This is a genomic window from Ruegeria sp. BJ5 (assembly GCF_056537865.1).
In genome coordinates this window covers 1-4161 of the sequence record NZ_JBQFSH010000011.1, presented here as the reverse complement: position 1 = coordinate 4161, position 4161 = coordinate 1, and the positions used below count along the sequence as shown (strand labels likewise).

Here is a 4161-nt window from a genome sequence, read left to right as displayed (position 1 = left end):
GCTGACATAGTAATGATTGGCGATGATGCCGAAAGCGATATCGCAGGCGCTTTGAAGGCTGGCTTAGGCGCAGCCATTCTTGTCCGAACCGGAAAATACCAACCTGGCGACGAGGCGCGCCATGACCCGCGACCCACCACAACCGCAGACGGTGTTCGAGCCGCTGTAGAGTTTGTCATTGAGGGGGGTGATTGAATACCGCCGAACGATCGTTGCCCTAGCGGTAGCTGCGTCGCGCAAGAGCAATAAATCTAACGCTGTAAGCGGCGGCCAGACGTAGATATGGTATCAATGTTGGTTGGGCCATCACTACGGCGGGACCAAAGGACTGAACGCGCCAAGGGCTTATGCAACGTCCGCCAATCGCAAACACCAGACTTTGCGGATCTCCGGAGACAGCCCAGAGTCGACCTTGACCGCGAGGTAAGATTGCTGCATTAGCAGCTCGTATTCTGTTGAAAAACTCTGTCTTGATCGAAGGCCATCTGGCTGATTCAATTCTCTTATTGAATGGGAGTTTGGATGATGATGGGACCAAAACAGGAAACTCAGGCTGAGCTGTTCTATGAGTTCTCCCTGGAGGAACATGTCCCGGACAATCATCTGCTGCGGTCGATTGATCGATTTGTTGACCTGAGTAGTATCCGCAATCATTTGGCGGATTTTTACAGTCATACTGGTCGCCCTTCCGTCGATCCCGAGTTGCTGATCCGCATGCTGCTGGTGGGCTATTGCTTTGGCATCCGGTCGGAACGGCGGTTGTGCGAAGAAGTGCACCTGAACCTTGCGTATCGCTGGTTCTGTCGCCTCGATCTGACTGATCGAGTGCCGGATCACTCTACCTTTTCCAAGAACCGCCATGGTCGGTTCCGCGAGAGTGAACTCTTGCGGCACGTGTTCGAAACGACAGTGGCGCGGTGCATCGCAGAAGGTTTGGTCAGCGGCCAGCGTATGGCGATTGATGCCAGCTTGATTGAGGCAGAAGCGACCAAGCAGTATTCAGCGTCACAAGAAGAATGGGATGCTGCACAGATCGATGCCAAGACCGCACCGCGCGCTGTTCGGGAATATCTGGAAACCCTGGATGAGGCCGCGTTTGGTGCTGCCTCGCCAGTCAAGCCTAAGTTCATTTCATATTCGGACCCTGCCAGCCAATGGACAGCGGCGCACAAGGCACCAGCCTTCTTTGCTTACTCTGATAACTACCTCGTTGATACAGATCACAGCGTGATTGTGGATGTGGAAGCGACCAGATCCATCCGGCAAGCCGAAGTGGGGTCGACAAAGACGATGCTGGACCGGGTGAAGGACAAGTTCGACCTCGTCCCCGACTGGATGATCGCCGATACCGCCTACGGCTCAGGCCCGATGCTCGGCTGGCTCGTGGATCGCAAGATCGATCCTTACATCCCGGTCATCGACAAGGCCGGACGCCCCGACGGCACCTGGACACGCACAGACTTCGAATGGGACGCTGAGCATGATCAATATATCTGCCCAGAGGGTCACGCGCTTAAACAGTTCCGCCGGAATTACTCTGATCCAAACCGGGGGCCGTCGGGCAAGGGCACAGCCCGCTATCGCGCCTTGAAAGAAGTCTGCCAGGTATGTCCGTCCAAACAAAGATGCTGCCCCAACGCTGATGCACGCAAAATCACCCGCGAAGAGCACGAAGATGCGCGCCAGGTCGCCAGAGATCTGGCCAAAACTGAAGAGTACCAGATTGCGATGAAGCTCAGAAAGAAAGTTGAGATGCTCTTCGCCCACCTCAAGCGCATCCTAGGCCTTGGACGGCTCCGATTACGTGGACCGTGCGGCGCAAATGACGAATTCCTCCTCGCCGCCACCGCCCAGAACCTCCGCAAATTGGCGAAAATCTTTCCCGCACCGCAGCAAACGCGAAACGCCTGACCAGAAAGGCGCTCGTGCCGTGCTCAGGTCACCCCATTCTGCGACTGCAACACGTTGTTTTTCAACAGAATCGGCGGAAAGCGGAAGTTCGCTGCGAACGCGATTGCTCCTTCCAAGAGTCTGGATTGCGGCCATTCAAATGTGGAATTGCTTGCGACTCCGGAAATCTGGCCGCTATATTTTGCAGGCGAAAATTCATGAAATTCGCGAATTCCGGTATGCGGTATATACCGGAAGTATAGTACTATACTTAGATAGAAATTCGCTATTTCCGAGAATTTTGTGTACTCTAATGTAGTATGAACGATTCGAGACCACCGCTGGCTCGCGGGCGCGCCCGCCTCACTACAGTCATTCAGGCTTCAGGGGATGTCGTGCGTATTGACGATGCAGTGCGAGCTTTGGATATCGACCGTCACCAGGCCGCGAAATTACTCTCAAGATGGACCGCCCAAGGCTGGCTCAGGCGAGTTGGTAGCGGGGCATATGTACCTGTTCAGCTTGATCTTCTCGATGCGAGGCAGGTCTTGCAGGACCCTTGGATTCTTGTGCCGACGCTATTTGAGCCATGTTACATTGGGGGACGGACCGCTGCCGAGCATTGGGACCTCACCGAACAGATATTTCGCGATGTTCTTGTGTTTACGGCCCGCTCGGTTGCCGGCCGGACAGTCGAGCGGCAGGGTGCGGTCTTTACACTCAAGCACATCAAGAATGAGATGATATTCGGGACGAAAACGGTTTGGCGTGGCCAGACCCGTATTCCGGTGTCTGATATTAACCGCACAATCATCGATATGCTCGATGATCCCCGGGTTGGCGGGGGCATTCAACATGTCTCGGAGTGTTTTGATCGCTACCTACAGCGGCCTGATTGCAACCCTGATCTGTTGATCGACTACGCTTTGCGCCACGGAAACGGCGCGGTCTTCAAGCGGCTCGGTTTTCTTGCTGAACGCCACGAAAAGGGCGGAATAGTTGCCCGCAAAGCGCGCAAGCATCTCACCAAGGGGCATGCCAAGCTGGACCCGTCTTTGGAGTGTCCGCGTCTCATCACACGTTGGCGCTTGCGTGTGCCGGATAGCTGGATGAAGGACGCCCCGCATGATCGATAAGCGCGAAATCCTTGGACTTGCCAGTACGCAGGGCCTTACCCCGCACGTGGTGGAAAAGGATTACGCGCTTGGCTGGGCGCTCGCGGGTATCTATGCGCATCCTGAGCTATCTGAATCCTGGGTCTTCAAGGGCGGTAGACCGGATCGAATTATTTTGGATTTCGGACCGCCTTAATTTGGATTGATCCGGCTTCAATCGCTCGGTCTTTTCGTCTGGGTTGAGGTGGTGAAGCTCCTGCCACTGATCTCATGGCGTGCGCAGGCCGCACCATAGCCGATGTCTATTCAAACATAGGATCGGAGTATTTCACAATACAGTAACTGGGTTCTAAAGTTGGGCAGGAAACGAATGGCCCGCCTACCGAATGATCGGTCAGCAATCCTCAATATCCGCAATACATTCAGCTTGTTACTTGCGAGCCGGGTGGGTCGGGCGGTTCATCGGTATCAACGGCGCGCGGTCGCAACCGAGCAGTTACAATCTAACAGCTAAAGAATAGCAATCATCATGCGCCTGTTTAAGACGTTAGCCCTGACCACGACGGCCATTGTCACCTTTGCCACCTCCGTCGCGGCGAGTATCTACTCGGATCAACTCACCTCCTATTCAAATCAACAGGCCTTGCAATTCCTCGTCAGTGAGCATGCGCGCGATCCATCAACCTTCGAGGATGCACGCAAGTACATCCTCCTGAGCCGACCAGCAATTATGGAGGACTACCTCAACCAAACCTTAGACCGGACACCAGACATCCGTAGTTTTTCCCTTTCGGAGCTAAGCACAGGGGAGACCTTCGGAATTGGTTCGATCGCCCTTGGGCTCGCCGCAGTTGGGCTCGCAGCTTCTCTCGCAGGCGGTGGTGGTGGAGACTCTGAGACAGGCTCCGGCCCAAATCCAGGCACCGGTATTCCAAACCCAGGTCCCAGCCCATCACCTTCTCCAAACCCCAGTCCAAATCCAAGCCCAGGTCCCGGCACTCCAAACCCGGGCCCCAACCCAGGCCCCGGTCCCAACCCAGGCCCCGGCCCCAATCCAGGTCCCGGTCCCAACCCAGGCCCCGGCCCCAATCCAGGTCCCGGTCCCAACCCAGGCCCCGGCCCCAATCCAGGTCCCGGTCCCAACCCAGGCCCCGGC

General features: G+C 55.8%; 4 protein-coding genes. All 4 read left to right on the top strand.

Annotation, left to right across the window (positions count from 1 at the left end; genetic code table 11):
* Nucleotides 1-195, top strand: a 195-nt coding sequence (locus tag ACR0NY_RS19025) for an HAD hydrolase-like protein (RefSeq protein ID WP_480771295.1), incomplete at its 5' end; no start/stop codon positions are given.
* A 330-nt stretch (nt 196-525) separates the two neighbouring features.
* Nucleotides 526-1911 carry an IS1182 family transposase gene (locus tag ACR0NY_RS19020; protein WP_480424160.1) on the top strand — a complete coding sequence of 462 codons (1386 nt, stop codon included), beginning with the start codon at nt 526-528 and terminating at the stop codon, nt 1909-1911.
* Nucleotides 1912-2210: 299 nt separating this feature from the next.
* The gene (locus ACR0NY_RS19015) at nt 2211-3026 is read left to right on the top strand and encodes a type IV toxin-antitoxin system AbiEi family antitoxin domain-containing protein (protein ID WP_480423914.1); all 816 of its coding nucleotides are present in this window, start codon (nt 2211-2213) and stop codon (nt 3024-3026) included.
* Complete coding sequence (locus ACR0NY_RS19010) at nt 3016-3201, top strand: hypothetical protein (RefSeq protein WP_480423916.1); 186 nt, start codon at nt 3016-3018, stop codon at nt 3199-3201. Before ACR0NY_RS19015 ends, ACR0NY_RS19010 begins: the two co-directional genes overlap by 11 nt.
* Nucleotides 3202-4161 lie beyond the last annotated feature (960 nt).

Bases quoted from the DNA above. Each gene is read 5' to 3' on its own strand.
- ACR0NY_RS19020 (WP_480424160.1), top strand. From the start codon at position 526: ATGATGGGACCAAAACAGGAAACTCAGGCTGAGCTGTTCTATGAGTTC.
- ACR0NY_RS19015 (WP_480423914.1), top strand. From the start codon at position 2,211: ATGAACGATTCGAGACCACCGCTGGCTCGCGGGCGCGCCCGCCTCACT.
- ACR0NY_RS19010 (WP_480423916.1), top strand. From the start codon at position 3,016: ATGATCGATAAGCGCGAAATCCTTGGACTTGCCAGTACGCAGGGCCTT.